This is a genomic window from Algoriphagus aquatilis, from assembly GCF_042657405.1.
GTDB lineage: Bacteria > Bacteroidota > Bacteroidia > Cytophagales > Cyclobacteriaceae > Algoriphagus > Algoriphagus aquatilis.
Map to the genome: position 1 here is coordinate 1 of NZ_JBHSKS010000029.1, position 5,031 is coordinate 5,031.

Sequence of the window (5,031 nt, forward strand, 5' to 3'; positions counted from 1 at the left end):
GGCTGACGCCTCAAAAATCAATTTCTCCGACTTCGTCAACATCCAGAAAAAATTACAAGCACTCAAAAAATCAGATAATCCTACACTAGCAGCAGCGTTTCATACCAGAAATTAGCCAAACTTGAGTACCTGTCAGGTTTTCGAAACCTGACAGGTCTAACTCAAGGCTTTATTTTTCAGTCCTAGAGAAGGCCTGAAAAAAGACTCAATCCATGTTTTTCTTTTCTACTACCCAACCCTCTGATTTTGCCAAACCGGGAGTTTTTCCAGAAAAGAGCTTCCCGGCTTCCTGATCGCCTTTCAACTGCCACTTGTACCATGCAGTCGCCACCCGGGCAAATTCTCCCCCATAAGGTTGCCCATAGGTTCCACCATGGCCCACTTCGAGATTGCCGACGAAGACTGGCACATGATTGATTCGCTCAAAATCATCCATTCCGTTTCCATAAGCGATGTCAGACTTACCGCCCAAAAGGTAGAGTGTAGGAACTTTGATTTCATTGAGCTTAGCCTTGGTGACTTGAGGCATGCCGGGCATTCCTCCACCATTTCCCAAAACGCCACTGTTGAACACCCCGACAGTGGTAATTCTTGGATCACCGGCTACTTCCAGCGTTTGCAGTCCTCCGCAGGACATTCCGCTGACGGCTATCTTTTGGGTGTCTAGTTTTTGGAAATAAGGGCTATTAGGGTCTGCATTTTGGGCGATGGCCCAGTCGATGGCATCGAGGAGTTTGTGAGACTTGGATCGGACATCTGTTTGCTTGGGCATCGTGCCGATGGCGATTACCAAAAAACCATGGGAGGCCACTTCATTTAGAAAGTTGACATGCTCCCAAGGGGAATCAAAGCAGGCCCCATTGCCCCAGGCGATGATGGGGAGTTTGTTTTTGTTTCCAAACTTGGACAGATCTTGGGGTTGGAAAATCGTGTGAGTGGGAAAAGATGTGGCAGAAGTCATTACAGCCGGAAAGCTTCCTTTTCCTCCGTTTTCGATGATTTCAGATTTGGTTGGTGCTTGGAAGACTAGATTTTCGGAGAAAAAAGGAAGTGCTTTTATGCGAATCCGCTCGGCGATCCTGTTAAGGTGATCGCCTTCATAGCTTTCGTAGAAGTGGGGGATTTGGTAGGAATCCAACACTTCGTGGAGGTTTTTGGTCGCCTCGCTGATTCCTCTGTCCTGTAATCCTGCATCGATGGCGATGGCTTTCAGTTTTTTGAGGTTCAGGATGTATTGATCGACAAAGTTGAGGGTACGGTTGGCGATGATCTTGTTGATCACATCTTGGCGAGCTTCTCCATTTTTGGCAGGAAGATCCAGGTAAAGCGGAGGGTTTTTGGGATTGGGAGCAAAAGCTGCCGAGGTGGCCAAGGCTGCAATTTCAAAAAAGGAGGTGGCCTGAAGCTGATCCGGAGTCAAGGTCTCCAACTTTTTCATCAATTCCGGATTAGTTGACGCACCACCATCCATGCAGCAGGGGCTAAGGGCGTAGATGGCTGAATAAACTTCGGAATTTTTCATGCCCAAGCGGAGGGTGCCATAGCCACCCATGGAATGCCCGGCAAGTCCACGACTTTCCTTGGTTGGGATAGTGCGGTAGTTAGCATCGACGTAGCGGACGAGTTCTTGCGTGACAAAAGTTTCCCAGTCGCCGATCGTGACCGAATTCGCATACATGCTGCCTTTGAAGCGGTTGTAGGCATTGGGCATGACTACGATCATTTCTTTGGAAAGTCCCTCGGCCAGAGATTGCTCGATGACGTCCTGCAGGTTGATCCAGTGCTTTTCCCAGCCGAACCATTGGGAATCCGTGTCGGTAAACCCATGCAGCATGTACAGCACTGGGAACCGCTTGTCAGGATTGGAAGCATAGGAAGGAGGAAGATAAACGGTCACATCCCGGTCTGCCGGATCTCCGATCAAATTGCCTTCGAGGGCTTTGCTGTGGACTTTGATACGCTCTTTGGTGCCCTTTTGTGCAAAGGTGGAAAATGCTCCCAAGCAAATCAGGAGCGTCAAGAGAAAGAATCTTTTCATAGGTTAATGGGTTTAGGTTGGGATAAAAGTAGGGGTTATGGTGAGTTTGGCAAATATTGGTCACTGATACAGAGATAGGATTCTGTTTTTTCCAACCTGAGAAAATAAGAGCTAAATAAAATTTTGGAGGATCTTAAACGTCCTTATCTTAAGAAAAATTAATATTTAGAGATTATAATCCCTTAAAATACGTATTTTTGGGGATTACGATCTCCAAAAATGCATATTCAAAGAGAGTTGTTCGGGGTTTTGGCTCGGAAAATCGATTTTAAAAAGGCGATTTTGCTCCTAGGACCGAGGCAAGTAGGAAAAACTACTTTAGTTAGAAGGCTGGCTGAAAGCTTGGGGAAGCCTTTTTTGTACCTCAATGGGGATGATTTGACCACGCAGCAAGCTCTTCAAAATGCTAATCTATCTTTTTTGAAAGCTTATCTTGGTTCGTATCAAGTGATGGTAGTGGATGAAGCCCAAAGGATTCCTCAAATCGGACTGACGCTCAAACTCATTGTTGATAATATTGAGGGAATTCAGTGCCTTGTCACGGGTTCCTCTGCTTTGGAGTTGGCTAGCTCAGTTCACGAACCACTCACTGGAAGAAAATGGGAATACCGTTTATTTCCGCTCTCATGGTCCGAATTGGTGCAGGGTATGGGGATGCCTTACTGCCTTACTGCCTTGGAAAAGTTCATGATTTTTGGCACCTACCCGGAGGTGGTTACTCAAGAGGGAGCCGAAATTCCAATACTGAATAATCTGGCTTCGAGTTATTTGTACAAGGACTTACTCAACTTTCAAGGGATCCGAAGACCTGAGCTTTTGGCCAAAATCCTTCAGGCCTTAGCCTGGCAAGTAGGTTCGGAGGTTAGTTTCAACGAACTCTCCCAGACTGTACAAGCAGACAAAGCAACTGTCCAAAACTACATCGATTTATTGGAAAAAGCCTTTATCATCCAACGACTCAATCCCTTTTCCAGAAATCTCCGCGGGGAAATCAGCACAAGCAGGAAAGTGTATTTTGTGGACAATGGGATTATGAATAGCATAAGTGGAAATTTTGCCACGCTTGCTTCCCGCGCGGATGTAGGAGCTCTTTGGGAGAATTTCCTGATTGCCGAGCGAACCAAATTGCTCAACTATAATGGTTTTTATGGCAGGGTATACTTTTGGAGAAATGTGCGAGGACAGGAGATTGACTACATCGAGGAAATCGACGGAAAAATCTACCCATTTGAGTTTAAGTGGAATCCAAAGGCCAAGGTGAAGTATCCCAAAATTTTTGAGGAGACTTACAGTCCCCAACCGCTGCAAGTTATCCACAAGGACAACTTTTGGGAGTGGTTGGGTAAGTATCCGTATTAAGTACGGGTAGTTTTCTGGTTTTAATAGCCTGTTTGTCAAAGGTAATTCGTCAAAATCCGAACTTTCTTTTTTTGGGAAAAGGTATATGCCTTTGGTGATACTTTCTAGAAAAATGAAATCGAGCATGAATCATAGCTTTTCAACCAATTGTGGTGTCAATACATGCGTGATTCTCCCGGTCCCGATAGCTTTCGGAACGGGACTGGCTATCTGACCTTTAAAAAACAATTATAAACGCATGAAAACACTTTCTTTAAAACTAAACGAATCTGTTTTCGAGGAAACGGAGGGTATTCTCAAGGAAAAGGGAATTTCGAGAAATAGATATATCAATGAAGCCTTGGATTTTTATAACCGCTATCACAAGCGGAAGAAGTTGGCCAAGGCATTCGCAAAAGCTTCTCAACTGGTAAGAGATTCTTCCATGGAAGTGAATGCGGAATTTGATCAGCTGATCGATGAAGGGGCAATATGAAATCAAGCATGACCCCCTGTCGGTGTCACACAGAGGAAAGATTATCTGTCATGCGAAGATTCCATATGACCTTTAAAAATCAAATTATAATCATATGAAATTTGGTTGGTTAATCTGAATCCTGCCCGGGGTACCGAACCCGGAAAAATTCGTCCTGCTGTGGTGATTCAGACCAATTTACTCAATCAGTTGGATCATCCTTCCACCTTGATTTGCGCGATTACAACTCAACTTTCAGCTGAGGAAAATATTCTAAGAGTACGTTTAGACTCGGTAGGCACAGGATTGGAAAAAGGCTCCGAGATTTTGGTTGATCAAATCCGTGCTTTGGATAACCCCCGATTTTTGGAAAAGCTTGGGAAGCTGAGTTTGGAAAAAGCGTTGGAGCTTAGGGGGAAATTGGGAACGGTGATGGATTTTTAACGGAATTAACCAATATTGCATTAATCGTATGAATATTGGTGAAAATAAAAAGACTATGGCGGTAATTAGAAAAACAGTGACCTTCACGGAGCAGCAAGACCGTTGGATAAAGGCTCAAATTGAAGAAGGAGACTTTACCAATGAATCTGAATATCTGCGCCACCTGATTAGACAGGATCAAGAGCAAAAAGGAAAGTTGCAAAAACTTAAAGTTGCTATTCAGGAAGGAATCGACTCTGGTATTTCCTCCAAAACCTTCTCTGAAATCCTACGGGAGGTAGAGGTCAAGATGAAAGCGGATGGAAAGCTTTAGATTATCCGTTAAGGCTGAAGAAGATCTTGTTGAAATCTATTCCTATGGGATCTTGCAATTTGGGTATACCCAAGCAAATAACTATGTCTTTGGCCTAGAAGAGACCTTATTGAAATTGGCTCAATCCCCATTTATGGGAAAACAGTCTGATTTTGTTTCAAAAGGTTTAAGATCATTTGTTTACAAATCCCACATAATTTTTTATCAGCTTGAGGATGGAGGGGTTTTGATTGTAAGGATATTGAACAAAAGTAGAGATTATAATTCCTTCCTGTGATTCAGTTTTAACCTAGAATTTTGAGACTGTTCAAATAACTGTGTCAAAATTTAAACCATTAAATTTTGACTATGAAAGAAGACAAAGAAGAGTTTGATTTCAAGGCTTTCGCCAAGCAGGCCGGAGATGCGCTTCGGTCAGGTAAG

6 protein-coding genes are annotated in these 5,031 nt (G+C 43.8%); 5 read left to right on the top strand and 1 reads right to left on the bottom strand.

What is annotated here, in order from left to right; translation table 11 throughout:
* Positions 1 to 205 precede the first annotated feature (205 nt).
* The gene (locus tag ACFPIK_RS18055) at positions 206 to 2,038 is read right to left on the bottom strand and encodes an alpha/beta hydrolase-fold protein (RefSeq protein ID WP_377917855.1); all 1,833 of its coding nucleotides are present in this window, start codon (positions 2,036 to 2,038) and stop codon (positions 206 to 208) included.
* Positions 2,039 to 2,257: 219 nt separating this feature from the next.
* On the opposite strand from ACFPIK_RS18055, the gene ACFPIK_RS18060 reads away from it, so the two are divergent.
* From ACFPIK_RS18060 to ACFPIK_RS18080, 5 genes are all read left to right on the top strand, one after another.
* A complete protein-coding gene (locus ACFPIK_RS18060) occupies positions 2,258 to 3,397 on the top strand; it encodes an ATP-binding protein (RefSeq protein ID WP_377917857.1) in 1,140 nt (379 codons plus the stop codon).
* A gap of 238 nt (positions 3,398 to 3,635) precedes the next feature.
* Positions 3,636 to 3,872: a hypothetical protein gene (locus ACFPIK_RS18065; RefSeq protein WP_377917859.1), complete on the top strand. Its 237-nt coding sequence runs from the start codon at positions 3,636 to 3,638 to the stop codon at positions 3,870 to 3,872.
* A gap of 105 nt (positions 3,873 to 3,977) precedes the next feature.
* Entirely contained in the window at positions 3,978 to 4,295 is a 318-nt protein-coding gene (locus ACFPIK_RS18070) for a type II toxin-antitoxin system PemK/MazF family toxin (RefSeq protein ID WP_377917861.1), read from the top strand.
* A 55-nt stretch (positions 4,296 to 4,350) separates the two neighbouring features.
* Complete coding sequence (locus tag ACFPIK_RS18075; RefSeq protein WP_377917862.1) at positions 4,351 to 4,608, top strand: type II toxin-antitoxin system ParD family antitoxin; 258 nt, start codon at positions 4,351 to 4,353, stop codon at positions 4,606 to 4,608.
* Positions 4,595 to 4,885 carry a type II toxin-antitoxin system RelE/ParE family toxin gene (locus tag ACFPIK_RS18080; RefSeq protein WP_377917863.1) on the top strand — a complete coding sequence of 97 codons (291 nt, stop codon included), beginning with the start codon at positions 4,595 to 4,597 and terminating at the stop codon, positions 4,883 to 4,885. The genes ACFPIK_RS18075 and ACFPIK_RS18080 overlap by 14 nt, the downstream gene beginning before the upstream one ends.
* Positions 4,886 to 5,031 lie beyond the last annotated feature (146 nt).